Annotated in this window: 31 protein-coding genes; 15 read left to right on the forward strand and 16 right to left on the reverse strand. The window is 69.6% G+C overall.

Annotated elements, in window-relative coordinates:
- Positions 1-9: 9 nt before the first annotated feature.
- Positions 10-753 (reverse strand): VOC family protein, encoded by a 744-nt coding sequence (locus ACFU5M_RS02255; RefSeq protein ID WP_379042301.1) that lies wholly within the window; start codon positions 751-753, stop codon positions 10-12.
- 190 nt (positions 754-943) lie between these two features.
- Between ACFU5M_RS02255 and ACFU5M_RS02260 the strand changes: the two genes are divergently transcribed.
- Positions 944-2,254, forward strand: coding sequence for an MFS transporter (locus ACFU5M_RS02260; protein WP_379042303.1), 1,311 nt, complete (start codon positions 944-946; stop codon positions 2,252-2,254).
- Between the two features lie 18 nt (positions 2,255-2,272).
- Here ACFU5M_RS02260 and ACFU5M_RS02265 read toward each other — a convergent pair whose 3' ends face one another.
- Positions 2,273-2,692 carry a DUF3099 domain-containing protein gene (locus ACFU5M_RS02265; RefSeq protein WP_379042305.1) on the reverse strand — a complete coding sequence of 140 codons (420 nt, stop codon included), beginning with the start codon at positions 2,690-2,692 and terminating at the stop codon, positions 2,273-2,275.
- A gap of 174 nt (positions 2,693-2,866) precedes the next feature.
- On the opposite strand from ACFU5M_RS02265, the gene ACFU5M_RS02270 reads away from it, so the two are divergent.
- On the forward strand, positions 2,867-3,103 hold the full coding sequence (locus ACFU5M_RS02270) for a DUF3039 domain-containing protein (RefSeq protein ID WP_195083704.1): 237 nt from the start codon (positions 2,867-2,869) through the stop codon (positions 3,101-3,103).
- A 3-nt stretch (positions 3,104-3,106) separates the two neighbouring features.
- Here ACFU5M_RS02270 and ACFU5M_RS02275 read toward each other — a convergent pair whose 3' ends face one another.
- Positions 3,107-4,231: a YihY/virulence factor BrkB family protein gene (locus ACFU5M_RS02275; RefSeq protein WP_379042307.1), complete on the reverse strand. Its 1,125-nt coding sequence runs from the start codon at positions 4,229-4,231 to the stop codon at positions 3,107-3,109.
- Positions 4,232-4,423: 192 nt separating this feature from the next.
- Here ACFU5M_RS02275 and ACFU5M_RS02280 point away from each other — a divergent pair, with 192 nt between their 5' ends.
- Positions 4,424-6,175 carry a DEAD/DEAH box helicase gene (locus ACFU5M_RS02280; RefSeq protein WP_379042459.1) on the forward strand — a complete coding sequence of 584 codons (1,752 nt, stop codon included), beginning with the start codon at positions 4,424-4,426 and terminating at the stop codon, positions 6,173-6,175.
- Between the two features lie 6 nt (positions 6,176-6,181).
- On the opposite strand, the gene ACFU5M_RS02285 is transcribed toward ACFU5M_RS02280, so the two are convergent.
- Positions 6,182-6,784 carry a TetR/AcrR family transcriptional regulator gene (locus ACFU5M_RS02285; protein ID WP_379042309.1) on the reverse strand — a complete coding sequence of 201 codons (603 nt, stop codon included), beginning with the start codon at positions 6,782-6,784 and terminating at the stop codon, positions 6,182-6,184.
- A 104-nt stretch (positions 6,785-6,888) separates the two neighbouring features.
- Between ACFU5M_RS02285 and ACFU5M_RS02290 the strand changes: the two genes are divergently transcribed.
- Positions 6,889-7,629 (forward strand): SDR family NAD(P)-dependent oxidoreductase, encoded by a 741-nt coding sequence (locus ACFU5M_RS02290; RefSeq protein WP_379042311.1) that lies wholly within the window; start codon positions 6,889-6,891, stop codon positions 7,627-7,629.
- Here the strand turns inward: ACFU5M_RS02290 and ACFU5M_RS02295 are convergent, their stop codons facing one another.
- The 3 genes from ACFU5M_RS02295 to ACFU5M_RS02305 form a co-directional block, all read right to left on the reverse strand.
- The gene (locus ACFU5M_RS02295; protein WP_379042314.1) at positions 7,630-8,100 is read right to left on the reverse strand and encodes a helix-turn-helix domain-containing protein; all 471 of its coding nucleotides are present in this window, start codon (positions 8,098-8,100) and stop codon (positions 7,630-7,632) included.
- A 198-nt stretch (positions 8,101-8,298) separates the two neighbouring features.
- Entirely contained in the window at positions 8,299-8,853 is a 555-nt protein-coding gene (locus ACFU5M_RS02300; protein ID WP_379042316.1) for a hypothetical protein, read from the reverse strand.
- Entirely contained in the window at positions 8,853-10,619 is a 1,767-nt protein-coding gene (locus ACFU5M_RS02305; RefSeq protein WP_379042318.1) for a DEAD/DEAH box helicase, read from the reverse strand. The genes ACFU5M_RS02300 and ACFU5M_RS02305 overlap by 1 nt, the downstream gene beginning before the upstream one ends.
- Positions 10,620-10,777: 158 nt before the next feature.
- On the opposite strand from ACFU5M_RS02305, the gene ACFU5M_RS02310 reads away from it, so the two are divergent.
- Positions 10,778-11,494, forward strand: a complete 717-nt coding sequence (locus ACFU5M_RS02310) for a TetR/AcrR family transcriptional regulator C-terminal domain-containing protein (RefSeq protein ID WP_379042462.1) — start codon at positions 10,778-10,780, stop codon at positions 11,492-11,494.
- A 103-nt stretch (positions 11,495-11,597) separates the two neighbouring features.
- On the opposite strand, the gene ACFU5M_RS02315 is transcribed toward ACFU5M_RS02310, so the two are convergent.
- Positions 11,598-11,792, reverse strand: coding sequence for a hypothetical protein (locus ACFU5M_RS02315; protein WP_345496112.1), 195 nt, complete (start codon positions 11,790-11,792; stop codon positions 11,598-11,600).
- Between the two features lie 276 nt (positions 11,793-12,068).
- Between ACFU5M_RS02315 and ACFU5M_RS02320 the strand changes: the two genes are divergently transcribed.
- A complete protein-coding gene (locus ACFU5M_RS02320) occupies positions 12,069-12,428 on the forward strand; it encodes a DUF952 domain-containing protein (protein WP_379042320.1) in 360 nt (119 codons plus the stop codon).
- On the opposite strand, the gene ACFU5M_RS02325 is transcribed toward ACFU5M_RS02320, so the two are convergent.
- The gene (locus ACFU5M_RS02325; protein WP_379042322.1) at positions 12,429-13,076 is read right to left on the reverse strand and encodes a response regulator; all 648 of its coding nucleotides are present in this window, start codon (positions 13,074-13,076) and stop codon (positions 12,429-12,431) included.
- Positions 13,073-14,248 (reverse strand): sensor histidine kinase, encoded by a 1,176-nt coding sequence (locus ACFU5M_RS02330; RefSeq protein WP_379042324.1) that lies wholly within the window; start codon positions 14,246-14,248, stop codon positions 13,073-13,075. Before ACFU5M_RS02330 ends, ACFU5M_RS02325 begins: the two co-directional genes overlap by 4 nt.
- A 111-nt stretch (positions 14,249-14,359) precedes the next feature.
- Between ACFU5M_RS02330 and ACFU5M_RS02335 the strand changes: the two genes are divergently transcribed.
- On the forward strand, positions 14,360-14,842 hold the full coding sequence (locus ACFU5M_RS02335) for a cation:proton antiporter regulatory subunit (RefSeq protein ID WP_043727907.1): 483 nt from the start codon (positions 14,360-14,362) through the stop codon (positions 14,840-14,842).
- A gap of 3 nt (positions 14,843-14,845) precedes the next feature.
- The gene (locus tag ACFU5M_RS02340; RefSeq protein WP_379042327.1) at positions 14,846-16,030 is read left to right on the forward strand and encodes a cation:proton antiporter; all 1,185 of its coding nucleotides are present in this window, start codon (positions 14,846-14,848) and stop codon (positions 16,028-16,030) included.
- Here the strand turns inward: ACFU5M_RS02340 and ACFU5M_RS02345 are convergent, their stop codons facing one another.
- The 3 genes from ACFU5M_RS02345 to ppgK form a co-directional block, all read right to left on the reverse strand.
- Positions 16,031-16,768 (reverse strand): rhomboid-like protein, encoded by a 738-nt coding sequence (locus tag ACFU5M_RS02345; RefSeq protein ID WP_379042329.1) that lies wholly within the window; start codon positions 16,766-16,768, stop codon positions 16,031-16,033. It lies immediately after the preceding gene.
- Positions 16,769-17,049: 281 nt separating this feature from the next.
- Positions 17,050-18,426 (reverse strand): RNA polymerase sigma factor, encoded by a 1,377-nt coding sequence (locus tag ACFU5M_RS02350; RefSeq protein ID WP_379042331.1) that lies wholly within the window; start codon positions 18,424-18,426, stop codon positions 17,050-17,052.
- A gap of 193 nt (positions 18,427-18,619) precedes the next feature.
- Complete coding sequence (gene ppgK / locus ACFU5M_RS02355) at positions 18,620-19,378, reverse strand: polyphosphate--glucose phosphotransferase (RefSeq protein WP_379042333.1); 759 nt, start codon at positions 19,376-19,378, stop codon at positions 18,620-18,622.
- 166 nt (positions 19,379-19,544) lie between these two features.
- Here ppgK and ACFU5M_RS02360 point away from each other — a divergent pair, with 166 nt between their 5' ends.
- Positions 19,545-20,477: an inositol monophosphatase family protein gene (locus ACFU5M_RS02360; RefSeq protein WP_379042337.1), complete on the forward strand. Its 933-nt coding sequence runs from the start codon at positions 19,545-19,547 to the stop codon at positions 20,475-20,477.
- On the opposite strand, the gene cei is transcribed toward ACFU5M_RS02360, so the two are convergent.
- Complete coding sequence (gene cei / locus ACFU5M_RS02365; RefSeq protein WP_379042340.1) at positions 20,478-21,155, reverse strand: envelope integrity protein Cei; 678 nt, start codon at positions 21,153-21,155, stop codon at positions 20,478-20,480.
- 376 nt (positions 21,156-21,531) lie between these two features.
- On the opposite strand from cei, the gene ACFU5M_RS02370 reads away from it, so the two are divergent.
- Positions 21,532-21,834 carry a DUF4193 domain-containing protein gene (locus ACFU5M_RS02370; RefSeq protein WP_039799153.1) on the forward strand — a complete coding sequence of 101 codons (303 nt, stop codon included), beginning with the start codon at positions 21,532-21,534 and terminating at the stop codon, positions 21,832-21,834.
- 24 nt (positions 21,835-21,858) lie between these two features.
- Here the strand turns inward: ACFU5M_RS02370 and ACFU5M_RS02375 are convergent, their stop codons facing one another.
- Positions 21,859-22,371 carry a DUF3093 domain-containing protein gene (locus ACFU5M_RS02375; RefSeq protein ID WP_379042343.1) on the reverse strand — a complete coding sequence of 171 codons (513 nt, stop codon included), beginning with the start codon at positions 22,369-22,371 and terminating at the stop codon, positions 21,859-21,861.
- A 52-nt stretch (positions 22,372-22,423) separates the two neighbouring features.
- Between ACFU5M_RS02375 and dut the strand changes: the two genes are divergently transcribed.
- Both dut and ACFU5M_RS02385 read left to right on the forward strand, forming a co-directional pair.
- Complete coding sequence (gene dut, locus ACFU5M_RS02380) at positions 22,424-22,924, forward strand: dUTP diphosphatase (RefSeq protein WP_379042346.1); 501 nt, start codon at positions 22,424-22,426, stop codon at positions 22,922-22,924.
- A gap of 5 nt (positions 22,925-22,929) precedes the next feature.
- Positions 22,930-23,799, forward strand: a complete 870-nt coding sequence (locus ACFU5M_RS02385; RefSeq protein ID WP_379042349.1) for a DUF3710 domain-containing protein — start codon at positions 22,930-22,932, stop codon at positions 23,797-23,799.
- 10 nt (positions 23,800-23,809) lie between these two features.
- Here ACFU5M_RS02385 and ACFU5M_RS02390 read toward each other — a convergent pair whose 3' ends face one another.
- A complete protein-coding gene (locus ACFU5M_RS02390) occupies positions 23,810-24,505 on the reverse strand; it encodes an alpha/beta fold hydrolase (protein ID WP_379042352.1) in 696 nt (231 codons plus the stop codon).
- 132 nt (positions 24,506-24,637) lie between these two features.
- Here ACFU5M_RS02390 and ACFU5M_RS02395 point away from each other — a divergent pair, with 132 nt between their 5' ends.
- The 3 genes from ACFU5M_RS02395 (at position 24,638) to ACFU5M_RS02405 (ending at position 26,504) form a co-directional block, all read left to right on the forward strand.
- The gene (locus tag ACFU5M_RS02395; protein ID WP_379042355.1) at positions 24,638-25,015 is read left to right on the forward strand and encodes an OB-fold nucleic acid binding domain-containing protein; all 378 of its coding nucleotides are present in this window, start codon (positions 24,638-24,640) and stop codon (positions 25,013-25,015) included.
- Between the two features lie 3 nt (positions 25,016-25,018).
- Entirely contained in the window at positions 25,019-25,711 is a 693-nt protein-coding gene (locus tag ACFU5M_RS02400) for a DUF3159 domain-containing protein (RefSeq protein ID WP_379042359.1), read from the forward strand.
- 166 nt (positions 25,712-25,877) lie between these two features.
- Complete coding sequence (locus ACFU5M_RS02405; protein WP_379042362.1) at positions 25,878-26,504, forward strand: sigma-70 family RNA polymerase sigma factor; 627 nt, start codon at positions 25,878-25,880, stop codon at positions 26,502-26,504.
- Positions 26,505-26,548 lie beyond the last annotated feature (44 nt).

Below are 26,548 nucleotides of genomic sequence, written 5' to 3' on the forward strand. Positions count from 1 at the left end.
GCTGGGTGATCAGACTCCGCTGGGATCGCGTCCGGTGACGCAGTACAGCGCGTCGGCCGGATCGCTCAGGACGATCCAGTGCTCGTGGCGCTCCACCACGGTCGCGCCGAGCGACTCGTGCCACGCGGCGGTGGCATCGATGTCGCTCGCGGCCAGGTCGACATGTGCGCTGGTCGGTCGGTTCTCGCCGAGGCGCTGCAACAACAGTTGCGCGGGTAGCTGCTGTTGTTCGGAACGCAGGCGGGCGAATTCCGGCCGCCTGCCGGGCTGGAAAGTCCACCCGGTGAGCAGCTTCCAGAAGCGGGTCTCCACCTCGTGGTCGAGCGGGCCGATATCGAGGCACACCTGGTCCAGGCGCGAGAGCGTGCCGTCCGGCGCCCGGACGGCGGGCGCGGGCGTGCTCCTCGCACGGCCGCTGGGAGTCAGGCAGAACGTCTGACCGCCGGGGGAGCGCAGCACGGCGTAGTCCGGATGGTTGGCGACCAGCTCCGCCCCGAGGTCGAGGGCGGTGCGGACAGCGGAAGGGATGTGGTCGACGTCCAGGTCGAGGTGCACCCCGCCCAGGCCGGTCACCGCTTGCATCTTGACGCTCGCCGCGGCGAACAGCGCGGGGTCGGGCAACAAGGTGAGGAATTCGTCGTTCGCACCGCGCCGAGGGGAGAGTTCGGTGCCGGTGACCGTGGACCAGAATTTCGCACAGTCGTCGAAACGCTGCGTCGGGCGGTCCAGGAAGACCCAGATCCACCGAATCATGTTCACTCCTGTCTTGTCGCCCGCAACAAACCGTGGTCGGTGATCGTGGTGCGCGAGGTCCCATGCGACCCTAAGTACGCGTGCCCGCGTTGTCGAGGAAATACCGGCCCTTTCGCGTCTGGCACGAATTTGATGGTATGTGGCATTTCAGCCACTCGTTGCGTGGGCATAGTTCCGGCAGGCTCATCGGGTGACCGAACTGCGGACGCCGCCCCCGATTTCCCTCGATTCCGCGCCGCGCCGGCGCGTGCATCCGGCATGGCCGGTCGCCGGTATCGGCTTCATCGCGCTGCTGGGCGCGGCCGGGTTCCGGTCGGTGCCCAGCGTGCTGATGGACCCGTTGCACGACGAATTCGGCTGGTCACACGCAACCATCGGGACCGCCGTTTCGCTGAATCTGCTGCTCTACGGGCTGATCTCGCCGTTCGCCGCCGCGCTGATGGACCGTTTCGGCATTCGCAGAGTGGTGACCTGTGCGTTGCTACTGGTCGCGGCGGGCAGCGGGCTGACGGTGTTCATGTCCCGGCCGTGGCACCTGGTGCTGACCTGGGGGCTGCTGGTCGGGGTCGGCGTGGGGTCGATGTCGATGCCGTTCGTCGCGACGATCACCGGCCGGTGGTTCGTGCGCCAGCGCGGACTGGTCACCGGGGTGCTCACCGCCGCGGGCGCGACCGGACAGCTGATCTTCCTCCCGCTGGTTTCGGCGCTGGCCCACGCGCACGGCTGGCGGGTGCCGTCGCTGATCGTCGCGGGTGCGGCGCTGGCCGTGGCGCCGCTGGTGTTGCTGTTCATCCGGGACTATCCGAGCGATCTGGGCGTGCGAGCCTACGGCGCCGAGCCGGACAGCGCGGTGGGCCTGCGGGTGCCCGCCGCGGGCGGCGCGTCGCGGGCGCTCACGGTGCTCGTCACGATCGCCCGCCGTCCCGGATTCTGGTTGCTCGCGGGCGGGTTCGCGGTCTGTGGCGCGTCCACGAACGGGTTGGTCGGTACCCATTTCGTCACTGCCGCGCACGATCACGGCATGCCGCCGACCACCGCGGCGAGCCTGCTGGCCGTGGTCGGCATCTTCGACGTCGCCGGCACCATCGCCTCGGGCTGGCTGACCGACCGGATGGACCCGCGTTACCTGTTGATCGGCTACTACACGCTGCGCGGTCTGTCGCTGCTGATCCTGCCCGCGCTGCTCGGCCCGGACACGCAGCCGAGCCTGTGGGTCTTCATCATCTTCTACGGCCTGGACTGGGTGGCCACCGTGCCGCCGACGGTCGTGCTGTGCCGCGAACTGTTCGGCGCCGACGGTCCCGTTGCGTTCGGCTGGGTGTTCGCTGCCCACCAGATCGGCTCGGCGGTGGCGGCCACCGGCGCCGGTGTCATCCGCGACCTCCAAGGCAGCTACGACCTCGCCTGGTATCTGGCGGGCGGTCTCTGCGGCGCCGCCGCGGTGATGTCGGCGGTCATCCGCCGCGCGCCGGCCCGCGGCGGGGCGCTCGGCGCCCGATGAGCGGGCCGGCCGGAGAAATCAGCCGTCGATCGCGTTGTGCGGACGCGACTCGATTGCCGTACGCGGACGGTCCCAGCGGCTCGGCTCGTCTTTGCGGCGGGGTGGGCGATCGTTGGCGATCAGCACCGCGATCCAGGGCAGCGGGATCGACGCGACGATGATCAGGATGGACAACAGCGGACTGCCGAACGCGCTGTAGGCGATCGCGGCGAGGACCAGGCACGGTATGCGGAACGCCATGATGATCGTGTACCGGCGTACCCGAGCCCGGTGCTGGTCTTCGAGGGACGGCGCCGCCTCGGTGATCAACACCGGGTGCTTGTCGTCATTGCCTGGAAAGTATCCGGGGGAACGGCGGGGCTGCGTCGGCATCGTCACATCGGGGTGCTCTTCGCGGTCGCGGCCGTCGGCGGATGAGGAATCGCCGTTCTGCTGCATACCCCGAGTCTTCCACTCGCGGTCGATCCGCGCACATACGGTCGGCTTCCGCTCCGAGATCGCGGGGCACGTCCGATGCGATCCCGCGGTCGGCTTCCGCTCCGAGAAACTCGGTCACCGCCGATGCGACACCGTGCTCGGCCCGATACCACCCGATGCGGCATCATGGTATGCGTGAGCACCGACACCATGGTTCGCCCGGATACGACGACCGACGAGACGACGGGCGACGACACCCCGAAATTCTTCCACTACGTGAAGAAGGACAGGATCGCCGAGAGCGCCGTCATGGGCACCCACGTGGTCGCTCTGTGCGGAGAGGTCTTCCCGGTGACCCGCTCGCCCAAGCCCGGCTCTCCGGTGTGCCCGGAGTGCAAAAAGGTCTACGACGGCCTACGCAAGGGCGACTGAGAGCTACAACTCGCCGGACGAGGGCCCCGCTCCGCGCAGACCGGACACAGCGTGCGAGCCGTCGGGCCCGGCCTCGTCCCGGTCTGCTGTGTCCTCGTCGGCGCCGCCCTCGCCGCGCACCTGGTTGGCGATCCACTCCTTCACCTGCTCCATGCGCGTCGCGCGGGCGGGCCAGAACTCCTGTACCGCCGCGTTGAACTCCGCGCCCAGGATCACCGCGAAGCCGAGGAAGAACGTGAACAGCAGGAACGCGATCGGCGTCGCCAGCGCACCGTAGGTGACGCCGGTGCGGGTGACCCAGGACAGGTAGCGGCGCAGCACGTCGCTGGCCGCCATGAAGAAGACCCCGGCAACCAGTGCCCCGCCGAAGAGCCGGTGCCAGGGCAGCGACGTGTGCAGCGCCAGCTTGTACAGCGTGGTCAGTCCGACGATCAGCAGCAGCCCGACGCCCGGGTAGTAGAAGAAGTCCAGCAGTCCGAGTCCGGTCGCCCGCCACGCGGTGGGCAGCGCCCGCCCGATCAGCGTGGGTCCCAGCGCCACCAGCGGCAGGATGAACACCGCCGCCACCAGGAACAGCACATACAGCAACAGGGCGAAGATGCGCTGCCACACCGGGTGCCGCGCGTCCTGCTGGTCGTGGGCTTCCACGATCGAGTCGACGAAGGTCGCCATCGCCGACGACCCGGCCCACAGCGACAGCACGAAGCCCACCGACACCACCGCGCCGCGCCCGCGCCCGAGGACGTCCTGCACCGTGGGCTCGATGAGGTCGGACACCACATTCGCGCTGAACAGCTCCTGGCTGAACGCGATGATCTTGGCCTCGACGATCTGTACCGTGTCCGGCCCGAACCAGCCGCCGACGTAACCGAGGCTGCCGAGTACGCCGAGCAACAGCGGGGCCAGCGAGAGCGTCTGCCAGAACGCCGCCGCCGCCGACTTGGCGAAGATGGAATCCGTCCAGGCCTTCCGCGCCACCCGCACGATCAGCGCGGCGGCGCCCCTGCTCACCACCGCCGCCCGCGCGCCCGCGCGGTCGGTCCACGTGGGGGCCCGCACGGCGGCGGCGCGGGGCGACGGTGCGTCGGTCCGCGGCGGATCGCCCGGGAGGGCGCGGTGCTCGGTCATCGTGCTTACAGCATCGCGCACTTCGGCGATCGGCATCGGACTGTGCACGCGACGTGTCGATGCGCATCGGGTGAACTCCCAGCGTCCCTGCTGGTGGCCGTGTGATGCCCGTCGCGCCCGCCGCGTCGGTTTGGCGACACACCATGGCGGGCCGCTAGGGTCGTCTGCGTGACTGGGTCGGGTGGCGCCGCTGTGGCGGGAGAAGCAGAGACGCCGGGCGATTCGACAGCGGCGAGTACCGTCGTCGGCGGCTCGCTTCGCGCCTGGCAGCGACGTGCGCTGACGAAGTATCTGGCCACCGGGCCGCGCGACTTCCTCGCCGTGGCCACCCCGGGCGCGGGTAAGACCACCTTCGCGCTGCGGGTGGCCGCCGAACTACTGGCCGACCGCACAGTGGATCAGATCACCGTGGTGGCGCCGACCGAGCACCTCAAGCACCAATGGGCGCAGTCCGCCGCGCGCGTGGGGATCGCACTGGACTCGCGATTCTCCAACTCCACCGGCGGCACTTCCGGTGACTATCACGGAGTCGTGGTCACCTACGCGCAGGTCGCCGCGCATCCCTTCCGTCATCGCGTGCGCACCGAAAACCGCAGGACGCTCGTCGTTCTCGACGAGATCCACCATGCCGGAGACGCCAAGAGCTGGGGCGAGGCGACCGCCGAGGCGTTCGGCGACGCCACCCGCCGCCTCGCGCTGACCGGTACCCCTTTCCGCAGCGACGACAGCCAGATCCCGTTCGTCGTCTACGAACCCGACGAGTCGGGGTTCCCGAAGTCCCGTGCCGACCACACCTACGGCTACGCCGAGGCGCTCGCCGACGGCGTGGTGCGGCCGGTGGTCTTCCTGGCCTATTCCGGCGAGGCGCACTGGCGGGACAGCGCGGGCGAGGAGTACTCCGCGCGCCTCGGCGAGCCGCTGAACGCCGAACAGACCGCCCGCGCCTGGCGGACCGCGCTGGACCCGGCGGGCGACTGGATCTCCGCCGTACTGCGCGCCGCCGACACCCGGCTGCGCCAGAAGCGCGCCTCCGGCATGCCGGACGCGGGCGGACTGGTGATCGCCACCGACCAAGACCGTGCCCGAGACTACGCCGAACTGCTCGAACACATTTCGGGCGAGAAGCCCGCGTTGGTGCTCTCCGACGACCCGGCCTCCTCCAACCGTATCGCCGAATTCAGCAACAGCACCCAGGCCTGGATGGTCGCGGTCCGTATGGTGTCCGAGGGCGTCGACGTGCCGCGCCTGGCGGTCGGGGTCTACGCGACCAGCGCCTCCACCCCGCTGTACTTCGCGCAGGCGATCGGGCGGTTCGTGCGTGCCCGCAAGCCCGGCGAGACCGCGACCGTCTTCCTGCCCTCGGTGCCGGTGCTGCTGGATCTGGCCGCGCAACTGGAGTTGCAGCGCGACCACGTCATCGGCAAGCCGCACCGGGAGAAGAACGGCCTCGACGACGAACTGCTGATCGACGCGAACAAGCAGCAGGACGAGCCCGGCGAGCAGGAGAAGTCCTTCATCGCGCTGGCCGCCGACGCCGAACTCGACCAGGTGATCTACGAGGGATCGTCCTTCGGCACCGCCACCTTCGCCGGCAGCGACGAGGAGGCTGATTACCTGGGGATCCCGGGCCTGCTGGACGCCGAGCAGATGCGCGCACTGCTGCGTGATCGGCAAGCCAAACAGGTCGCCGAGCGCAGTGTGCCCGCGCCCGCCCCCGACCCCGGTGCGCAGGTGGCCGGAGCCGCCGAGCGGGTCGCCACCGCCGATCGGCTGGGCGAACTGCGACGGGAACTCAACAGCCTGGTGGCGATGCATCACCATCGCACCGGAAAACCGCACGGCGTGATCCACGGCGAGTTGCGCCGCGAGTGCGGTGGGCCGCCGACCGCGCTGGCCTCCGCCGAGCAACTCGGTGAGCGCATCGCCGCGCTGCGCCGGAAGTAGCCCGCGTCAGGCGGCCGGGGTGGGCCAGGCGGCCATGGCGAAGTCGATCGACGCGGTGAGTTCCGCCGGTGACGCGCCGTCGCGTGCCTGGATGGACAGGCCGTAGAGGACGGTGGTGTAGAAACCGGCCAGCGCCGCGGTATCGGCGCTCTCCGGTAGGTCGCCCTCGGCGACACCGCGGTCGAGCCGTCGCCGGATGTCTGCGGTGGTCTCGCGGCGCTTGTCGATCAGGAAGTCGCGAATGCCGGTATTGCGGGTGGTGTAGGTGGATCCCGCGAGCACGACCATGCAGCCGTGCGGCTTGTTCTCCTCGGTGTAAGCCCTCGCGTTGTCCCGCAGCATCGCCTCGACAGCCGCCCGCGCGGTCGGCTCGTCGCGCAAGGCGCGGGCGGTGTAGCCGCCGTCGGTGTGCCCGTAGAGTTCCACGGCCGCGCGGAACAGCGCCTCCTTACCGCCGAACGCGGCGTACAGGCTGGGGGAGTTGATCCCCATCGCGGAGGTGAGGTCGCTCATCGAGGCGCCCTCGTAGCCGTGCTCCCAGAACACCTCCATGGCACAGCGCAACGCCTCGGTGCGATCGAAGGCGCGCGGCCGTCCTCGCTCAGCCATCCCAGACCTTTCTGTGTCGATCGTTAAATATACCCCTTGACACGGTGTGGACGATGCGCTTGGCTATTTATGTATTGATCGACACAAAAATTGGAGGAGCACCGATGTCGGACCTCACGGGCCAGGTCGCGCTGGTCACCGGCGGCAGCCGCGGGATAGGAGCGGCTATCGCGCGCCGCCTTGCCGCGGTGGGCGCGGACGTGGCGCTGACCTACCAGTACGCCGAAGCGCAGGCGAAGACGGTGGTCGGCGAGGTGCAGGCGCTCGGCCGCCGAGCCGTCGCGATCCAGGCCGACAGCGCCGACGCCACGGCCGTGCGCGCGGCGGTGGACCGCGCCGCGTCCGAACTCGGCGGGCTGGATATCTTGGTCAACAACGCGGGGATCTTCCCGGCGAAGCCGTTCGAGGAGTTCACCCTCGCGGAGATCGACAACGCGCTCGGCGTGCACGCCCGTGCCGCGTTCGTCGGTGCACAGGCCGCGGTCGCGCACATGACCGACGGCGGTCGGATCATCAGCATCGGCACCAACCTCACCGATCACGCGCCGTTCGACGGTCTGGCGCTCTACAACCTGAGCAAATCGGCGCTCAACGGTTTCACCAAGGCGCTGGCGCGCGAACTGGGCCCGCGGGCGATCACGGTGAACCTCGTGCAGCCGGGCTCCACCGACACCGACATGAACCCTGGCGACGGCGCACACGCGCAGCGGCAGCGCGACCTCACCGCGCTCGGCCGCTTCGGCGCCGCCGACGATGTCGCGGCCACGGTGGCCTTCCTGGCCGGACCGTCCGGTCGCAGCGTGACCGGCGCGTTCCTCACCGTGGACAGCGGCACCAACGCCTGATCAGCCGGAGAAATACCGTCCCGGCGGGATCCCGACCGCCCGCCGGAACGCCGCGACGTAAGCGCTCGGCGTCCCGTAGCCCACCCGGCCGGCGATCCGGGCGACCGGCAGCCCCGCGGCGAGCAGTGGCAGCGAAGCGGCCAGCCGGGCCTGCGTGCGCCACTGGCCGAAGCCGAGGCCGGTCTGCGACACGAACAACCGGGCCAGCGTGCGCGGGCTGGCGGCGACGTGGACGGCGAACTCGGCGAGGGTGCGCGGGTCGGCCGGATCGGCGGCGAGCGCGTCGGCCACCTGTCGCGCCCTGGGGTCGGTGGGCACTCGCGCACCGATCGGGATCCGCTTCACCATGCTGCACCACGTGCCGACACCCGGTAGACAGGACGCGTTGTTCGCCGAAGCCTTGCGAGTGCTGCGTCCGGGCGGGGTCTTCGCGGGCAGCGACGGGCTCGACGGCAGGCTGTTCCGGCTCATGCGCCTCGGCGACACCTGCGTGCCCGTACCACCGGAGACCGCCGCCGACCGGCTGTGCCGGATCGGCTTCACCGACGTGCGGATCGACACCGGTGTTTCGAGTTTCCGCTTCCGGGCTCGACGGCCGGAGTGCGGTCCGAGTTCGGCAGCGGCTGGTGGGCAGGCACCCGAGGGGTGGGTCGGAGGTCGTCCGGCCGTTCAGCCGGGCGTCGTCGTGAAGAATCGCCGCGGATCCAGCGCACTGATCGGCGTCCACCGCGCCTGCGGGGCGGGCTCCCGCGAATCCTCCGGCGCGGCAGCGAAGTAACCCTGGATCGCCAAGGCCAATCGCGGATTCTCGTCGACTTGCCGCGCCATCTCGTAGTAGACGGCCAGGATGTGTACGCACCGTGCCTTGCGCGCCGTGCACGAGCAGTCGGTGCCTGCGAGCTGTGGCGCGAGCGCGATCCCGGCCGCGCTGATCGCATGGTGCATGTCGTCGGTCAGCAGGGTCGGATCCGGGACGATCGCGGCTATCGCGGTGATCGTCTGCCGGGACAGTGGCGCCACCTCCACGTGGGTCAGCGACGCCTCGCCGCCGCGGTGGATGGTGGCCCGCACCACCCGGTCCTCGACGGTGGCCCGCACACCGCTGTTGCGGGCGATGCTGCGCGCACGGGGCAGCAGCGGGTCCGGCCGGGTCTGGCGCAGCGGTTCGGCCAGCCGCACCCAGTCCATGCCCCACGCGGTGTAGCCGAATTCGTTGTCCGCCATCAATTCTCCCTCTTGCGCCGCAGGATCTCGATCAGCTGGTCGTCGTCCAGGGCGGCCAGTGCCGCGATGCCCGCCGCGTCGCCCAGGTCACGTAGCGCGGCCTTGCGGTCGTGCATGCCCGCGATGTGCTCCTCCACGGTGGTCGCCGAGGTGAGCGTGGTGACGGTGACCGTGCGGGTCTGGCCGATGCGGTGGACCCGGTCGGAGGCCTGAGCCTCCACCGCCGGGTTCCACCAGCGATCGAAGTGGACGACGTCGGCGGCGCGGGTCAGGGTGAGCCCGGTACCCGCCGCGCGCAGGCTGAGCACCAGCACCGGTGGGCCGTCCGTGGCTTGGAACCCCGTCACGATATCGGCGCGCTCGGCTTGGGAGAGCCCGCCGTGGAAGAACGGCGCCCGCACTCCGAACTGTTCGGCGAGGTGCCGCACCAGCAGCTCGCCGGTCTGGCGGTACTGCGTGAAGATCAAGGTGGGACTTGCGGTTTCGAGATTGGTGGCGATGATGTCCGTGCACAGGTCGAGTTTTCCGGAGCGGCCGGCCAGTTCGCCGAGTTCGCCGGTGATCAGCCCGGGATGGTTGCACACCTGCTTGAGGGCGGTCAGCGCCGCGAGCACGCGGCCGTGGCGTTCGATGCCCGCGCCGAATCCGTCGTCGACGGCTTTGTCGAGCAGGTGGTCGTAGAGCCGCTCCTGTTCGGCGGTGAGGTCGCAGAGCAGGTCGCTGTGGATCTTCGCGGGCAGCGCGGCGGCGACCTGACTCTTCGTGCGTGCCAGCACCACGGGTTCGATGGTGTCGCGCAGACGCGCCGCGGCGGCCGCCGAACCCTCGTGGATCGGCCGCACGAAACGACGCCGGAACTGTGTCCGATGCCCGAACAGTCGAGGCGTCACCAGGTGCAGCAGTGCCCACAGCTCCTCGAGGTGGTTCTCGACCGGCGTGCCGGTCAGCGCGACGGTCGCGTCCGCGTCGATCGCACGCGCGGCCTTCGCGACCTGGGTGCGCGGGTTCTTGAGCGCCTGCGCCTCGTCGAAGACGGCCGTAGCCCAGCCACGCCGCGTCAGCAGCGGTCCGTGCAGCCGCAAGGCCGGATAGCCGGTGACGACGACGGTGGCGCCGTCGGCGTCGACGGCGCCACCGCGCCAGATGGCGACGCGCAGCCCCGGCGCGAACCGGCCGATCTCGTGTGCCCAGTTGCCGACCAGCGAGGTCGGGCAGACCACCAACTGCGGGCCGGACGCGGCCCGGTCGAGCAGGAAGCCGATGGTCTGCACGGTCTTGCCGAGTCCCATCTCGTCGGCGAGCACCGCCCCGCCGTGCGCGGCCACGGTTTCGCGCAGCCAGCCGATTCCGCGCGCCTGGTAGGGACGCAGCCGCGCCTTCAGCGTCGCTGCGAGGTTCGCGGCGAGGGCTTCGGTGTCGTGCAGTACGCGCAGCGCGCGTTGCGCGGAGACGATCGCGGTGCCGGAGGCGTCGGGCACCGCATGCGCGGCGATGGGCAGGGCATCGGTCTCCGTGTCGAGTGGTTCCCCGGCAGGGTCAGCGAGGACGGAACGCACGATTCGCTGCCAGGCCGGGATCGACTCGCCGGGGTGTTCGAATGTCGATCCGGCGAAGGTCGCGAGGTCCACCAGGGTGACGTCGACGTCGGTGACTCCGAGCGCTCCGTCCGCGGTGACCGGGACGGCCAGCGCGAGGGTTTCGCGGTCACCGGGGCCGGTGGGCGCCGGACCGGGGGCGTGTCCCGCCCATGTCCAGAGCGCGAACATGTGGCGATCCGGTAGGTAAGTGGCGTGTGTGCTGGGCAGAGCGCACCCCTTTGAATCAACGTATGGCGTACGGAGTAGCGTTTCAACGTACACCGTACCGAATTAGTTCCGAGGAGCCGGTGAGCGACGACAGCACACCCGACCGAGCCAGGCAGCTGATGAGCTTGCTGTGGCGGCACGAACTCCCGCCGCGTCCGGTGGGGCGCGGTCCGAAGCAGACGGTCACCGTCGACGCGGTGGTCGCGGCGGCGGTCGCACTTGCCGACCGGGAGGGCTACACGAAGGTCTCCATCCGCGCGGTCGCCGCCGAACTGGGGCTGCGGCCGATGAGTTTGTACACGTACGTGCCGAGCAGGGACGCGCTGACAATCCTCATGGTCGACGCGGTAGCCGACGAGGACCCGCCGATACCGGGGGATCTGCCGCCCCGTGAGCGCTTGGCCGCGGTGGCCCGCCAGGTCCACGAGGAGTACGTCGCGCACCCCTGGCTGCTCGAGGTCCCGCCCTGGCGGCTCGTGCTCGGGCCGGGACGGATGCGTCGCTACGAGCGGCAGCTCGCCGCGATCGAGGGGCTCGGCCTGCCGGATGTGGCGATGGACCGGGTGATCGCCGTGCTGACGGAGTTCGCCACCGGGAACGCGCGCATGGTGGTGGCCGCTGCCCGCGAGACCGGCCGGATGAGCGACGCGGAGTGGTGGGAGTTGCACGGGCCGCTGCTGGCCGAGGTCATGCCGTCGAGCCGGTTCCCGCTCTCGTCGCGGGTCGGGGCGGCGGTCGGCGAGCTGTACCAGGCGCCCGCCGACCCGGGCGGCGCGTTCGAATACGGCCTGGCCAGGTTGCTGGACGGCATCTTGGGCACGGTGTCCGGGGAGTGATCGTCCCGGGCACGCCGACAGCGGGCGACCTGTCGGTCGCCCGCTGCCGGTGGAAACGGTGTTCTGTTGTCCGATGCTGTTGTGTCAGGACGCGAGGAGCGGATCAGGATGCGGGAGCGGACTCCGTGTCGATCACGGCGTCCAGCTCTCGCAGTCGATCCATGTGTTCGTTCGCGTGGTGCTGGCAGAAGAGCAACTCTCCACCCGCGGGCAGTACGGCACGCACTCGCGCGGCCGCCCCGCAGCGGTCGCAACGATCGACCGCGGTCAGTGGGGTGCTTGTCAGGGTTCCTGGCATGACTCCTCCGTCCTGGCTCCCGGTCCCGACGACCGTTCACCTGGTGTGGGGCCCGTGGTCACTCACCACGAGCTCGCTACCGCTACTTCCCAGCAGGGGTATGACTACTCTGTCAGACGTTCGGGACGGGGGACTTTGTTCCCGCATATGAAGCAGTGTGTTTTCGATAACACGACCAGGGATTTCGCTACGGGCGAACGCCACAGGTCGCGCCGTCGATGTGCGCTGCGTCACACTCTCGATCGACCGATTCAGTTGTCTACCGGGAGATTACCCGTGACCTATGACACTCACACGCTTGTTCACCTATGCACTTCGGAGGAATGGCTTTCCGCTCGGCAAACGGGGGAGTACCGCACGCCCTCGCTCGCCGAGGCAGGGTTCATCCACCTCTCGTCGCCGCAGCAGGTCCACCTGCCCGCAAACCGGTTGTTCCCAGGGCGGCGCGACATGGTGTTGTTGCGTATCGACCCCGGCCGCGTCGGGTCGCCGATCGAATGGGAGCCCGGCGTGCCGACGGATCCGGAGGCGATGCTCTTCCCGCACCTGTACGGGCCCCTGCCGGTGGCCGCGGTCACGGGTGTCGAGGAGTACCTGCCCGAAGCGGACGGGACATTCGCCCCACTCGCGGAGTGACTATCGGTCGCGGATCTCGCGCGCCACGATGGCGGCTTGAACCCGCGACCGCACACCCAGTTTCGTCAGCACTCGGGAGACGTGCGTCTTGACCGTCGTTTCGCCGATGAACAGCCTGCCCGCGATCTGCGCGTTGGACAGGCCGTCGCCGAGGCAATCGAGCACTTCGCGTTCCCGGTCGGTGAGTTCGTCGAGCCCGGCGGGAGCGGGTTGCGCAACAGCCTGATTCGCCGAGGCGAACGCGGAGATCACCGCGCGCGTCACTTCCGGAGCCAGCACGCCGTCACCCGCCGCCACCGCGCGCACCGCCTCGACCAGTGCCCGTCCCGACGTGGATTTCAGCACGAATCCCGAGGCGCCCGCGCGCAGCGTGCGAAAGACGTACTCGTCCAAGTCGAATGTGGTGAGGATGAGCACCTTCGCCAGGTCGTCGGCGGTGATCCGCTCGGTGGCGGCTATCCCGTCCATCCCGGGCATCCGCACGTCCATCAGCACCACTTGCGGCCGTAACGCCTTGGCCTGCGCCACCGCCACATCGCCGTCGGCGGCCTCGCCCACCACCTCGATATCGTCTTCGACGTCCAGGATCATCCGCAGGCCCGCGCGGATCGCGGCGTGATCGTCGGCGATCACCACCCGAATCGTCATGCGGCACCGACGGAGCCGAGCGGCAGTCGGGCCAGAACTTCCCAATAGCCGGAATCCGTTCCGGCGCGCAGGCTTCCGCCGAGCGCTCCGGCCCGCTCGCGCATATTCACCAGACCGCGGCGCCCTGATCCGGCCGTCGGATGCCGCGGCCGCGCCGATACGGTCCGGTTGCGGACGGATATGTGCAGCGTCTCGCCTTCTGCCCGCACGTCGATGCGGACCTCCTGTCCCGGTGCGTGCTTCATGGCGTTGGTCAAAGCCTCCTGGACGATGCGATAGGCGGTCTGGTCGACCGCGCTGGGCAGGGTGGCGCCGTCCAGCGCTTCGCGCACCCGCACCGAGATGCCCGCCGCGCGTGCGGCGTCCACCAGGATCGGTAACTGCGCGAGGGTGCGCGGTGCGGCGACCTCCGCCGCGGCGTCGTCGCTGCGCAGCAACCCGATCATGGTGCGCATCTCCTCCAGGGCGCTGACACTGTTCGAACGGATGGATCGCATGATCCCGGCCACCGCGGGGTCGGCGTCGCGGCGGGCCAGCACCCCGAGCGCCGCCTCGGAGTGGAGCGCTATGGCCGACAGATGCCCGGCGATCACGTCGTGCAGGTCGCGCGCCATCGTGGTGCGTTCGTCGGCGATGGCCGCGCGTCGGTCGAGTTCGGCGACCAGGGTCAGCGCTTGGGTGCGGGAGCGCTCGGCATGCGCGACGTCCTTGTGCGTGCGCACCGAGTTCGCCCACCAGATCGGCGTCGCGACGAAACTGAACACCCCCACCAGCGCCACCGCTACCGCGCGCGGGTCGCCGGTCGACGCCAGGGTCAGCACCACGGCGAGGCCGGCGAGCGCCGACCAGGACAGGGCCGTGAGCCGCGACGCCCGGCGCCCGGCGTACAGCACGGCCGCGTAGATCAAGTCGGCGTAGATGATCCACACCGGCACGGTGGCGCCAAGCCGGATGTCCACCGCGAGGGGCAGGAGACCGCCCAGCATGGCCGCGATCGGCGTCCGGCGCCGGGCGAAGGTCGCCAGGCACAACACGGCGAGCACGCCGAAACGCACCCACAACGACAGCTGCTCGCCCCGCTCGGTCATGGTGGACAAGCCGGTGAGGTACAGCGCCGCGCCACCGGCGAACGCGATCACCGCGCCCAGCGCATCCCGCGTTCGCTCCGGCACATCCGACCACCGCCGCACGCCTCCATCACAGCACAGCGTCCGCGACGCGCCATCGGCCGAAGTGATGACCGATCCAGTCGCGGGCCCGGTGATCCGGTTAGTCTGGAGGGCGTGAACGTCGACGTCACCGCACTACCCGGCATCGGTGTCCGCAAGGACTTCGAAGTGCGTTCCGGTCGCCGAATCGGCGTGGTCGCCCACCGCGACGGTGATATCGACCTGATCGTCTCCAAACTCGACGACCCCGACGCCTGTGCCGCCCAGATCCCGCTGACCACCGATGAAGCGGCGGTCCTGGCCAACCTGCTCGGCGCGCCGCAACTGGTCGCCAAACTCAACGACGACCACCGGGACCTGCCCGGCATCACCACGCGCCAGCTCCCGATCGGGGACGACTCCCCGTACGACGGCCGCACCCTCGGCGAGACCGAGATGCGCACCCGCACGAAGGTCTCCATCGTCGCGGTCATGCGGGCCGGGCAGCTGCATCCCTCGCCCGGACCCGATTTCACCTTCACCGCCGGCGATCTGCTCGTGGTGGTCGGCACTCCGGAGGGCTTGGACGCCGCCGCGAAGATTTTGACGCACGGCTGAGCCGTGACGGACACCGCGCTCGCCCTGATCGAGCTCGGAGCGGTTCTTTTCGTTCTCGGCATGCTCGGTCGTGTCGCCGGCCGTGTCGGTATGTCGCCCATCCCGCTGTACCTGCTCGGCGGTGTCGCCTTCGGCCAGGGTGGTCTCATCGAACTCCGGGCCGCCTACGACTTCGGCCATGTCGCCGGCGAGATCGGCGTGGTGCTGCTGCTGTTGCTGCTCGGGCTGGAGTACACGGCCGCGGAGCTGGTGACCGGGCTGCGCCATTCCTGGCCGGCCGGTCTGATGGACATCGTGGTGAACGCGTCCCCGGGCGCGGTGGTGGCGCTCATGCTGGGCTGGGGCGTCAACGGCGCGATCACGATGGCGGGGGTCACCTACATCTCGTCCTCGGGCATCGTGGCGAAAGTCCTCGACGACCTCGGGCGCCTCGGCAACCGGGAGACGCCGGTCATCCTGTCCATCCTCGTGTTCGAGGACTTGGCGATGGCGGTCTACCTGCCGATCCTCACCACGGTGCTGGCCGGGCTGAGCTGGATGAGCGGGCTGCGCGCCCTGGCGGTGGCCCTGATCACCATCACGCTGGTCCTCGTGGTGGCCCTGCGCTACGGGCGGTACGTGTCGGCGGTCGTGGCCAGCGCCGACCGGGAGGTCTTCCTGCTGACGCTGCTCGGCGCGGCGCTGCTGGTGGCGGGCGCTTCCTCGGCGCTGAGTGTTTCGGCGGCGGTGGGAGCGTTCCTGCTCGGCATCGCGATCTCCGGCTCGACCGCGCGCGCGGCGGTGAAAATCCTCGAACCGCTGCGCGACCTGTTCGCCGCCATCTTCTTCGTGGCCTTCGGCCTGAGCACCGACTTGCGATCGGTTCCGCCGGTACTGGGCTGGGCCATCGTGCTCGCCGTGATCAGCGTCGTGACGAAGGTGGCGACCGGGTGGTGGGCCGCGGCACGTGAGGGCATCCGTCCCCTGGGCTGTGCCCGCGCGGGTGCGGCCCTGGTCGCCCGGGGAGAATTCTCCATCGTCATCGCGGGACTGGCCGTGAGCGCGGGTGCGATGGACGGTCAGCTCACCGCGCTCGCCTCGACCTACGTCCTGCTGATGGCGGTGCTCGGCCCGATCGCGGCGCGTGTGGTCGAACCGGTGGTCGGGCTGTTGCGCAACCGCGGCCGTCCCGAGCCTTCGGTCTCCTGATCAGTTCCGCGTGGAGAGGACCTTGCGGGCGGCGGTCCGTTCCAGCCGGTGCCAGAACAAGCTCGCGGTCGCGCCGACCGCCAGCCCGATCACGGCGGCGCACAGATGGCCGTAGTCGGTGAAGGTCGGTTCCACCCACAGCGCCGCCCCGAGTGCCGCGAGGATCGTTCCGGCCCACACCGGTCGCACCTTGCCGCGGAACCGGAACGCCAGTGCCGCGAGCACGGCCGAGAAGCCGTAGCTGGTGCCGACATCCGCGGCGACGGCCACCCGCAGCGGAATGACGCCGCGGTCGATGGCGTTGGCGATGCCGGTGACGGTCAGCAGTGTCGCGCCGATGTGGCCGGTCGCGAACAGCAGAGTCCAGCGCCCGGTGCCCAGCCAGCGCTCCGCATAGGCCATGACGACCAGGAAACCCGCGATGGTGGCCCAGGGAAAACCGCCTTCGGTCCAGAACGCCGAGGCGACCAGCACCTGAACCGGGTTGTGCCGCATGTTGTACAGGTTGGTCGACGCCGAGAAGATCAGCCTGCGTTCGACCGAGTCTCCGACTCCTCGCAACGTCCACCAGGTGACGAACAGCGTGAAGGCGTATGCGGTGCTCGCGGGCGCGGCCCCCAGATGCCCCCGGATCGCGGGCAGGATCCGCCGTGGCAATTCGGGACGACGCAGCCATTCCCAGGCATCACGCAGTTCGGCGCGCAGGTCGGCGGTCTGCGTCCACGGCGACCGCGGCACGGGCGAAGTCGAAGGCGGGGCAACCACCTCGCAAGTCTGCCGCGCCGGGCTTAGGGCCGCCGTGCGGCCCCCTGTGCGCTGCGTCACGGCACCGGCGTCGGGGCGTCCGCGCTACTCGGCGGAGTTCGCCCGAAGATCGGTGCACCGGCCGAACCGATGCCCGGAATCCCGAGCGAGCGATCACGCGCGCGACCTGGGCCACGGAAAGCGCGACGCCCGCATTCACCGGCCGCTGGAGAATCGAGCGGCACGACGAATGCGGGCGTCTCGGCGGATACGAGCTAATCGAGGTAGTCGCGCAGGACCTGCGAGCGACTGGGGTGGCGCAGCTTGCTCATGGTCTTGGACTCGATCTGGCGAATGCGTTCGCGGGTGACCCCGTAGACCTGGCCGATCTCGTCGAGGGTGCGCGGCTGTCCGTCGGTGAGCCCGAAGCGCAGGCGGACAACGCCCGCTTCCCGCTCCGACAGCGTCTCCAGTACCGACTGCAGCTGATCCTGCAGCAGCGTGAAGCTCACCGCGTCCACGGCGACCACGGCCTCGGAGTCCTCGATGAAGTCACCGAGCTGGCTGTCGCCCTCGTCGCCGATGGTCTGGTCGAGCGAGATGGGCTCACGCGCGTACTGCTGGATCTCCAGCACCTTCTCCGGCGTGATGTCCATTTCCTTGGCCAGCTCCTCCGGCGTCGGCTCGCGGCCGAGATCCTGGAGCAGCTCGCGCTGAATGCGGCCGAGCTTGTTGATGACCTCCACCATGTGCACCGGGATGCGGATGGTGCGGGCCTGGTCGGCCATGGCGCGGGTGATGGCCTGCCGGATCCACCAGGTGGCGTACGTGGAGAACTTGTAGCCCTTGGTGTAGTCGAACTTCTCCACCGCGCGGATCAGACCCAGGTTGCCCTCCTGGATCAGGTCGAGGAACGCCATGCCGCGGCCGGTGTAGCGCTTGGCCAGCGAGACGACCAGGCGGAGGTTGGCCTCGAGCAGATGGTTCTTGGCCCGGTTACCGTCGCGGACGATCCAGTTGTAGTCGCGGCGCATCGCGACCGGCAGCTTCTCACCCTGCTCGGCGAATTCGCGCACCTTCTCCGCGGCGTAGAGGCCCGCCTCGATCCGCTTGGCGAGTTCGACCTCCTCCTCGGCGTTGAGCAGCGCGACCTTGCCGATCTGCTTCAGGTAGGCGCGGACCGAGTCGGCCGAGGCGGTGAGTTCGGCGTCCTTACGGGCTTGGCGCAGCGCCTCGGACTCCTCCTCGTCCCAGACGAAATCGCCGGACGCCTTGTCCGCGGCTGTCGGCTCGTCGGACTCGGTTGCGGCTTCCTCGGTCTCGGTTCCCTCGGCCACGTCGACCAGATCGTCGCCTTCGGTGAGGTCCTCTTCGGAGACTTCCAGATCGCCGAGATCGTCGAGCTCGAGCGACTCGTCCTCGATCCCCTCGTCGGCCCCCGGCTCGCCGTCCGGGCCCACCTTCTTGGTGGTGGCCTTCTTCGCGGGAGCCTTGGCCGCCTTCGCGGCCTTCTTGGCAGGCGCTTTCTTGGCGGCGGCCTTCTTCGCCGGAGCCTTCTTCGCGGCAGCCTTACGGACCGGCCGTGCTGCGGTTACATCTGCGGAGTCGGCATCGGCCGATTCGGCGGTCTGACGGGTATTCGTGGCTACCACGTACGCCCTTTCGTGACGGTCTCGTGCGGCGTCACGCCAGAGTAGTGTTCCGGCGGAGCGATCTGTCGGGTTTCACCGGCGGAAGGCCGGTCGGTGTTTCTCCGGCTCAGCCGGGCACGTTCCATTGTAACGATCTAACCAGGGTACCTACGGCACGATGCCGGTGACGGCATCCTCGCCGTACCCGCGCGCCTCAGGGTGCGACTCCGCCCGCGATCGCCATGGCGGCGCCGACGATGCCCGCGGTGTTGCGCAGGCGGGCCGGGATGACCGGTGTCCGGCTGGTGAGCAGGGGGATCCATTGCTCGGCGTCCCTGCTGATGCCCCCGCCCGCGACGAAGACGACCGGGAAGAACAGGTTTTCCAGCGTGGTCAGCACCAGGCTGACCTGCGCTGCCCACTGTTCGTAGCTCAGGCCGTCGCGTTCCTTGATCGAGGCCGCCGCGCGGTGCTCGCTCTCCATCCCCTGGATTTCCAGGTGGCCGAGTTCGGTGTTGGGCACCAGCGTGCCGTGGTAGAGCAACGCGGAGCCGATGCCGGTGCCGAAGGTCAGCAGCATCACCAAGCCCGCGAAATTCCTTGCCGCGCCGAAACGATCCTCGGCCATGCCCGCGGCGTCCGCGTCGTTGAGCACGGTGACCGGACGGCCGCCGAGCGCTGCGGAGAACAGTGCCCGCGCGTCGGTGCCGATCCAGGTTTTGTCGATGTTCGCCGCGGTGCGCGCCACGCCGCCGATCACCACCGCGGGCAGCGTGAGGCCGACCGGCCCGGTCCATCCGGCCTCGGCGACCAGTTCGGCCACCGCCTCCGCCACGGCGAGCGGTGTCGCCGGGTGCGGCGTCGCGATCTTGATCCGCTCGTGGACCAACTCGCCGGTGGCCAGATCGACCGCGGCGCCTTTGACGCCGCTGCCGCCGATGTCGATGCCGAATGCGTGCCCCCGAGCGGACATGACTAACCCCTCGTTCCCTGTGCTGGCCGGTGTGATGACAGCGCTGCACGGGGCCCACGACGCCACGGCGGCGCTGCGAATGGGATGCCCGACGACGGCGCTGTGTCGTGCACGACAAGAGTAATGGGACCACGGGGCTGGGCGTTCGGCGAGGATGTGTGATCCGATGGAGGGCGTGCCGGAAACCTCATCGCCAGTGTCCGACTACACCCCCGACTCCTTCGTCTCGATCGTCGCGCGTGGCGACGAAGCCGACCTGCGTCGCATCGCGGTCGACATCGCCGAGACGGCCGCCGCCCATGTCCGCGCTCGCCGTCCCGAGGTGTTCGGGCCCGCGGGCGCGCACGCCGAAGGGGCCGTGCAGTCCAAGAGCCACGAGACCGACCCGGTGACCATCGTGGACACCGAGACCGAAGACCTGATCCGAAAACTGCTCGCCGAACAGCGCCCCGGCGACCCGATTCTCGGTGAGGAGGGCGGCGGCAGCATCGACGACGCGAGCGCGGACATCGTCCACTGGGTGGTGGATCCGATCGACGGCACCGTGAACTTCCTCTACGGCGTCCCCGGCTACGCGGTGTCGGTGGCCGCGCTGCGTGGCGGGCGGCCGGTCGCGGGCGCCGTGGTCGACGTCGCACGGGCGGCCACCTACAGCGCCGGGCTCGGACTCGGTGCGCTGCGGGTCGACGCCGACGGCGTGGTGGAGCACCTGAGTTGTACGCCCGTCGAATCGGTCGCGATGTCCTTGGTGGCCACCGGATTCGCCTACGGCAGGCAGCGCAGGACCAGGCAGGCCGAGTTGGTCGCGCAGGTGCTGCCGCAGGTGCGTGACATCCGCCGTTTCGGTGCGGCGGCGCTGGATCTGTGTCATGTCGCGGCGGGTCGGGTGGACGCCTACTACGAGCACGGATTGAACGCCTGGGACTGGGGCGCCGGCGCGCTGATCGCCGCGGAGGCCGGCGCGCGGCTGACGCTTCCGCCCGCGACGGCGCCGGGCACCGACGGCGACCTTGTGGTGGCCGCCGCGCCCGGCATCGCCGACGAACTGGGCGAGTTGCTGGCCCGGGTGGGTGCTACCGAGCCGATTCCGGACCGCTGATCAGCAGCGGGCCTGCCGCGCGGCGTCGAGCAACTTGATATCGATGGATGTGGAGTTGCCCGGCGCCGGGTTCTTGAGCGAACGCAGCACTTCCTCGGCGTCGTTGCTGGGCCGGATGTCCCGGAACAGGGAGCCGAGCACCAGATCGACGGTCTCGTCGCCGCGCTGATCCTCGATCAGCTCGGCACACGGCGCGACCAACTGCACGGCGGCGGCGGCCGGACGGCCGTTGACGCCGAAGCGGATCTGCCCGGTGCATTCGAGGTCGCCGTTGACGTATACCGAATCGTTGCCGTATTGCGTGCCGGGTGCGCTCGCGAAGCCCAGATCGCCGAGCTGGGCGGCGACGTGCGCGGCCTGGCCGCGCTGGTTGTTCGCGTTGAGTACGCGCACCCTGCTCGCCGCCAGCGGGGCTGGTTCCACGTCCTGCAGCCGGCCCGAGCCGACCCGCTGGCCGAGCGGAGTCGGTTGCGGCGCAGCGGGATCCGACGCCGGGCTGGGCGAATTGCACGCCATCGCGGTGTGGTCGGCGTCGTGTGTCGTGAGGGCTTTGACCCAGACGATCCCGCAGATCAGAGCGAGAACGCCGAGCATGATGAGCCAGGGCTGGGGGCGGCGTCGCAGGAACGGCCGCCCTAGCGGATCCGTCGAGGTACCTTCGGTGATCAGTGAAACCACCAGCACACTCTACGAAAATCTGACGGGTACCCGGCGCAAGGTCTCGGTGCGTTCCCCAGATGGTGTCGATTGCCCCTCATTTTCGACAAGGCTGTGTTTTGATTGCGACTTTTCCTCCGGGGTCCGCTATTGTCTGGCGGCCCAGATCGAATCACCGGTGCGGAAATCAGTGGTCGGTCGCGGGAACAAGAAGGGCATGTCCTGCGTTTACCCAGCGCTATCGGGAGTGGATCTGCACGATCCGCCCTGATAGGCGACCGGTGTACGTGTGACGTGCACCACCGGCGGGGCGGTACCGGTCGCGCCGATTCCAGCAGGAATCGGGTGTGAGCGGATCGGTCCGGGATATACGGAGTTAGGACGAGGGGAAGACGACATGGCAACCGACTATGACGCACCGAGGCGCACCGAATCCGACGATGTGTCGGAGGATTCGCTGGAGGAGCTGAAGGCTCGTCGTAACGAGGCACAGTCCGCCGTCGTGGATATCGACGAATCCGATACCGCGGAGTCGTTCGAGCTTCCCGGCGCCGACCTGTCCGAGGAAGTGCTGACGGTTCGGGTGATCCCGAAGCAGGCCGACGAGTTCACCTGTTCCAGCTGTTTCCTGGTTCATCACCGGAGCAGGCTGGCCAGTGAGAAGGGCGGCCAGATGATCTGCATGGATTGCGCCGCCTGATCTCGACGAGATCGAGCAGACAGGTCAGCCCGCGCTCGGTAGACCGAGCGCGGCGAGAACCCGTTCGGGCCGCCGCGTACTGACCAGCCAGTACGGCGTCGGATCGTCCGGGTCGTCGAGCACGAGCAAGACCATCGTCCCGACCCAGGGGCGATGCTGGACATAAGCGGCGGGGTCGAGCTGGCGACCCAGCGCCGCGCTTTTCGCGGTGGGGGCGACGGCGGCCGCGCGAGCCACGAAATTCACCGGTAGATGCGCACGATCGGCGCGCAGCTCCGGTGTGCCGTTCGCGTCCGGTGCCACTTCGACACGGTGCCGGCTCAGCCACAGCAGCACCCAGACCGGCACCGGGAACAACAGCACGTAGGGCAGCCACGCACGCAGCCCCGGCGCGCCCATATGGATCTCCGCCGCGAGCAATCCGGTGATGGCGAACGCCACCGGCCACCACCACAGCGGTACCCACAGGCGCTCCCGGTAGTGGTGCGCGGGCTGCTTTTTCTCGTCCGTGGTCCTGGGATTGGGCTGGTCCGACACGAGTCAACACTAAGTCACGAGGGCAAACAGCCTACGCGTAGGCTCGTCCAACGTGAGCGCACTTTCACCCATACCCTTGCTGCGGCTGGACCCCGGCATCCCCGTGCCCACGCGCGCCCATACGGGCGACGCCGGCGTGGATCTGTGCACCACGCAAGACGTCATCCTGGAGCCGGGGGAGCGGGTGCTGGTCGGCACCGGTGTCGCCGTCGCGCTACCGGTCGGCACGGTCGGCCTGATCCATCCGCGCTCGGGTCTGGCGGCCAAGACCGGGCTGTCGGTGGTGAACACGCCGGGCACGGTCGACGCAGGGTACCGGGGCGAGATCAAGGTGTGCCTGATCAACCACGACCCGCGTACGCCGATCGAGTTGCGTCGCGGCGACCGGATCGCGCAACTGCTGGTGCAGCGAGTGGAGCTGGTGGATTTCGCGGAGGTCGACTCGCTCGACGAGACGACCCGGGGGGCGGGCGGCTACGGCTCCAGCGGTGGTCACGCGAGCTTGACCGCACAGACGAACGGGGTGGGCCGGACGGCCGGCAAGGAGGCATGACGGGAATGTTCGGAAAGAGAAAGAACGTGAGCCGGGCCGCGGACGACCGGTACGACGAGGCGGACGATTACGCCGACTACGAGTCCGCCTACGCCGACGAGTACGACGACGAGTTCTACGACGACGCCCCCACCGACGAGCGGTCCTACGAGGGCGTGGACCTCAACGCCGAGCGCCCGCACGGCAGACCGGGCCCGTATGACTACGACGAGGTCGCCGAACTGCTGGACGCGGTGTCCGAGCAGCGGCTGGATCTCGGGTCGGTGCTGTTGCCGGTCCCGCCGGGTGGCCAGCTGCAGGTCGAGATGACGCCGGAGGGGCAGCCGCAAGCGGTGCACCTGGCCACGGAACACGGCCGGATCACCGTCGCGGCCTACGCCGCGCCGAAGACCTCGGGCCAATGGCGGCTGGTCGCCGCGGACCTCGCAGACTCGCTGCGCAAGGACGGCGCCCGGGTGTCGGTCGAGAACGGCCCTTGGGGCCGGGAGCTGCTGGCGCTGACCGAAGGAGCGGACCTGCGTTTCATCGGTGTGGACGGCTATCGCTGGATGGTGCGGCTGGTCGCGGCGGGCCCCTCCGGTGCGGCGAACGACGGCACCCCGCTGGTCAAGGCGGCGCGGGCCATCCTGAGCGAGACGGTCGTGCGGCGGGGCGAGGACCCGCTGCCGGTACGGGAGCCGTTGCCGGTGGTGCTGCCGCAGCAACTGGCCGAACAGCTGGCCGCGGCCCATCAACAGCAGGCGGAAGCCCAGCAGCAGGCGATGGCCGCGCAGGTGGCGGCGCAGACCGGTGCGCAGCCGGCGGTGCCGCGGATGCCGCAGGGCCCGCGCCGTGGCGCGGACGGGTCCGCCATGCAGCAGCTCGGCCTGAACTGAGCGGCCGAACTCACCAGAAGGCGCCGATACCCGTGTGTCCCAGGATCGCGGGGTCGGTGCCGAGTTCGTCCAGGGTGATCCGGGACAGATGCGTGCGCGGAGCCAGCGCCGCCCACTGCTCGGCGACCGCGCGCGGATGCACCGGGTCGTCGACCGCGGTGACCACCGCGAGCGGCGGCTCGAACGTCGCCAGCAATTCGGCGGCGGGCCACTTGTAGTCGGCGGCCTCCTCGAGCGCTCGCGGAAGATCGGGCCACTGCGCCCGCCACGACTGGGTCAGCGCGTCGGCCAGCCACCGCGGGCTGCTCGCCCGCATCCGGTCGAGCACCGCGGCCAGACCGTCGGTGCGCAGTTGTGCCGCGGTGGCCGCGGCGCTGAGCGCGGCCGGGCAGGCGGCGGTGTCGGGGCCGGTCCACGCGGGCAGCGCCGCCACCACACCCACGACGCGATCCGGGTGCACGGCGGCCCATTCCAGTGCGATCGCCGCACCGAGCGAGATGCCCGCCACCAACACCGGGCCCGAGTCGGCCGCCGCTTCCAGTGCGGCCACGCAGCTCGCCACCACCCGGCGGGGGTCCGGTTCCACCGCGACGAAATCCGAGCCGCGTGCCGCGCTGGCAGGCCCGAAGGCGCGCCGGGCGAAATCGGCGTCGGATCCGGTGCCGGGCAGCGCCACGACGCGAGCGGGGTGTGGGGAGTCGAACATCGGTCCGAGCGTAGCGGGGGTGGCCGGGCCCATCTACAGTGGCGTTGTACGGCCGTAGCGGGTCGTGCGGATCGGATCCCTCACGATGGTGTGCGACCCACGCCATCTGCTCTATGCAGGAGAGCGTGCACAATGTCATCCGCAGCCTCAGGGTATTTTCGACGTCTGGGCCGCAGGCTGACCCAGGACCTCGACCAGCTGGATGCCGAAGAACTGGCCGAGACATCCGAGGCATCGGGCGCGTCGCACGCGTCGGAGTGTCGGCGCGGTGACGAGGCCACCATGCTCGGTAGGCTCCGCAGTGTCGAAGCATGTCCCAAGTCGGCGGGCGCCAGCGTCCAGGCCGAGTTCTACGACGGCACCGACGCGATCACACTGGTCTGGATCGGACGCAGGCGCATTCCCGGCATCGAGCCGGGTCGGCGCATCCTCGTCCGTGGCCGGGTCGGCGACCGCGACGGCCGCAAAGTGATCTTCAACCCCTACTACGAATTGCGCGGGAACAGCTGACGTATGCCATTGAGCGACGACTACGCAGGATCGGACGACCGCACCGGGCCGAATGTGCCCGATCGTGACGAGGAACGTGCCGAGCAGACTCTCCTCGAACAACTCGGCGGCTTCAGCGGCCTGATCTACTCGACGCTCCCCGTCGTCGTGTTCGTTCCCGTGAACAGCCTCGCCGGACTGACCGCCGCGATCTGGTCGGCCCTGGGGGTGGCCGTCGCCATCCTCGTCTGGCGCCTGGTGCGGCGCGATCCCATCCAGCCCGCCATCTCCGGCTTCTTCGGTGTCGGCATATGCGCCTTCATCGCCTACCGAATGGGCGAGGCCAAGGGGTTCTTCCTCTTCGGCATCTACACCAGCCTCGTGTACGCCGGGGTGTTCTTCGCGTCCATCCTCGTCCGCCGGCCGTTGGTCGGCGTGATCTGGGGCGTGCTGAACGGGCACGGCTCCGACTGGCGCTCCGATCCGCGCTCGGTGCGCCTCTACGATCTGGCCACCACTACCTGGATCGTGGTGTTCGGGGCGCGCTACCTGGTGCAGTCGCAGCTCTACGACACCGATCGCACCGGCTGGCTCGCCTTCGCCCGCATCGCGATGGGCTGGCCGCTGACCGCGGTGGCGCTGGGCGTCACCATCTGGGCGGTGCGGCGGGCAGGCCATCTGCCCACCAAGTCGGTGGTCGCGACCGGGCCGGCCTGAGCGTTAACCCTTTGCGGCCGCCCCGCGAAAAGCACAGGGGTGGGGTAAGTCCCACCGTCGAGGTGGGTGCTTCCCCACCCTGGGGTGCCTGGCCGCACTTCCGAGTTTCTCAGACGATCAGTGTGTACCGAAAAACACGTACTGATCGGCAAGAAAGGACTCGGACGTGGCTACCGAGCACAACACCGCGGCGCTGCCCAAGAACCACCACCCCGCTCTCTCGGAGAGCAGGCGGGTATCGGCCGAGCTGGACAAGCTGATCGGGCCGGCGGCGGCGGGCGATCGCCAGGCGGTCGCCGAGATCATCCGGATCGTGCACCCGCTGGTGCGGCGCTACTGCGGCGCTCGCCTTGGCAACACGGCTCACCTGCAGGTCACTGCCGACGACGTGGTGCAGGAAATCCTGCTGGCCACCGTCAACGCCATCCCGCGCTACCGCGACCAGGGCAAATCGTTCCTGGCATTCGTCTACGGCATCGCGGCCAACAAGGTCGCCGACGCCTTCCGGCGCTCGCAGCAGCACCCCGCCTACCCGATGGCCGACGTGCCGGACTACGCGTCCTCCGCCGCCGGGCCGGAGGAGTGGGCGCTGGCCTCCGAACGACGCGCCGCCACAAAAGAACTCATGAAGGTGCTGGCCCCCGCGCACCGCGAGGTGCTGGTGATGCGCATCGTGCTCGGCTGGTCGGCGGCGCAGACCGCCGAGGCGATCGGCACCAGCCCGGGCGTGGTCCGGGTGATGCAGCACCGCGCGCTGAACAAATTGCGCGCGGAGCTGAAGCTGGCCGCGTAGCTCTCCGGCGGTGCTTCGCCCGAGGACCCACGTCCGGCCGTATT

Source organism: Nocardia sp. NPDC057455, from assembly GCF_042802775.1.
In the GTDB taxonomy this organism is placed as follows: Bacteria; Actinomycetota; Actinomycetes; order Mycobacteriales; family Mycobacteriaceae; genus Nocardia.

What these genes read in the sequence shown, in the direction of transcription:
- ppgK (WP_379042333.1), bottom strand. Translation starts at nt 19,378, where the DNA reads ATGTCCGCTCGGGGGCACGCATTCGGCATCGACATCGGCGGCAGCGGC.
- ACFU5M_RS02305 (WP_379042318.1), bottom strand. Translation starts at nt 10,619, where the DNA reads ATGTTCGCGCTCTGGACATGGGCGGGACACGCCCCCGGTCCGGCGCCC.
- ACFU5M_RS02390 (WP_379042352.1), bottom strand. Translation starts at nt 24,505, where the DNA reads ATGTTCGACTCCCCACACCCCGCTCGCGTCGTGGCGCTGCCCGGCACC.
- ACFU5M_RS02310 (WP_379042462.1), top strand. Translation starts at nt 10,778, where the DNA reads ATGAGCTTGCTGTGGCGGCACGAACTCCCGCCGCGTCCGGTGGGGCGC.
- ACFU5M_RS02325 (WP_379042322.1), bottom strand. Translation starts at nt 13,076, where the DNA reads ATGACGATTCGGGTGGTGATCGCCGACGATCACGCCGCGATCCGCGCG.
- ACFU5M_RS02370 (WP_039799153.1), top strand. Translation starts at nt 21,532, where the DNA reads ATGGCAACCGACTATGACGCACCGAGGCGCACCGAATCCGACGATGTG.
- ACFU5M_RS02300 (WP_379042316.1), bottom strand. Translation starts at nt 8,853, where the DNA reads ATGGCGGACAACGAATTCGGCTACACCGCGTGGGGCATGGACTGGGTG.
- ACFU5M_RS02255 (WP_379042301.1), bottom strand. Translation starts at nt 753, where the DNA reads ATGATTCGGTGGATCTGGGTCTTCCTGGACCGCCCGACGCAGCGTTTC.
- ACFU5M_RS02385 (WP_379042349.1), top strand. Translation starts at nt 22,930, where the DNA reads ATGTTCGGAAAGAGAAAGAACGTGAGCCGGGCCGCGGACGACCGGTAC.
- ACFU5M_RS02275 (WP_379042307.1), bottom strand. Translation starts at nt 4,231, where the DNA reads ATGACCGAGCACCGCGCCCTCCCGGGCGATCCGCCGCGGACCGACGCA.
- ACFU5M_RS02265 (WP_379042305.1), bottom strand. Translation starts at nt 2,692, where the DNA reads ATGCAGCAGAACGGCGATTCCTCATCCGCCGACGGCCGCGACCGCGAA.
- ACFU5M_RS02295 (WP_379042314.1), bottom strand. Translation starts at nt 8,100, where the DNA reads ATGAGCCGGAACAGCCTGCCGTCGAGCCCGTCGCTGCCCGCGAAGACC.
- ACFU5M_RS02285 (WP_379042309.1), bottom strand. Translation starts at nt 6,784, where the DNA reads ATGGCTGAGCGAGGACGGCCGCGCGCCTTCGATCGCACCGAGGCGTTG.
- ACFU5M_RS02360 (WP_379042337.1), top strand. Translation starts at nt 19,545, where the DNA reads ATGGAGGGCGTGCCGGAAACCTCATCGCCAGTGTCCGACTACACCCCC.
- ACFU5M_RS02400 (WP_379042359.1), top strand. Translation starts at nt 25,019, where the DNA reads ATGCCATTGAGCGACGACTACGCAGGATCGGACGACCGCACCGGGCCG.
- ACFU5M_RS02315 (WP_345496112.1), bottom strand. Translation starts at nt 11,792, where the DNA reads ATGCCAGGAACCCTGACAAGCACCCCACTGACCGCGGTCGATCGTTGC.
- ACFU5M_RS02395 (WP_379042355.1), top strand. Translation starts at nt 24,638, where the DNA reads ATGTCATCCGCAGCCTCAGGGTATTTTCGACGTCTGGGCCGCAGGCTG.
- ACFU5M_RS02290 (WP_379042311.1), top strand. Translation starts at nt 6,889, where the DNA reads ATGTCGGACCTCACGGGCCAGGTCGCGCTGGTCACCGGCGGCAGCCGC.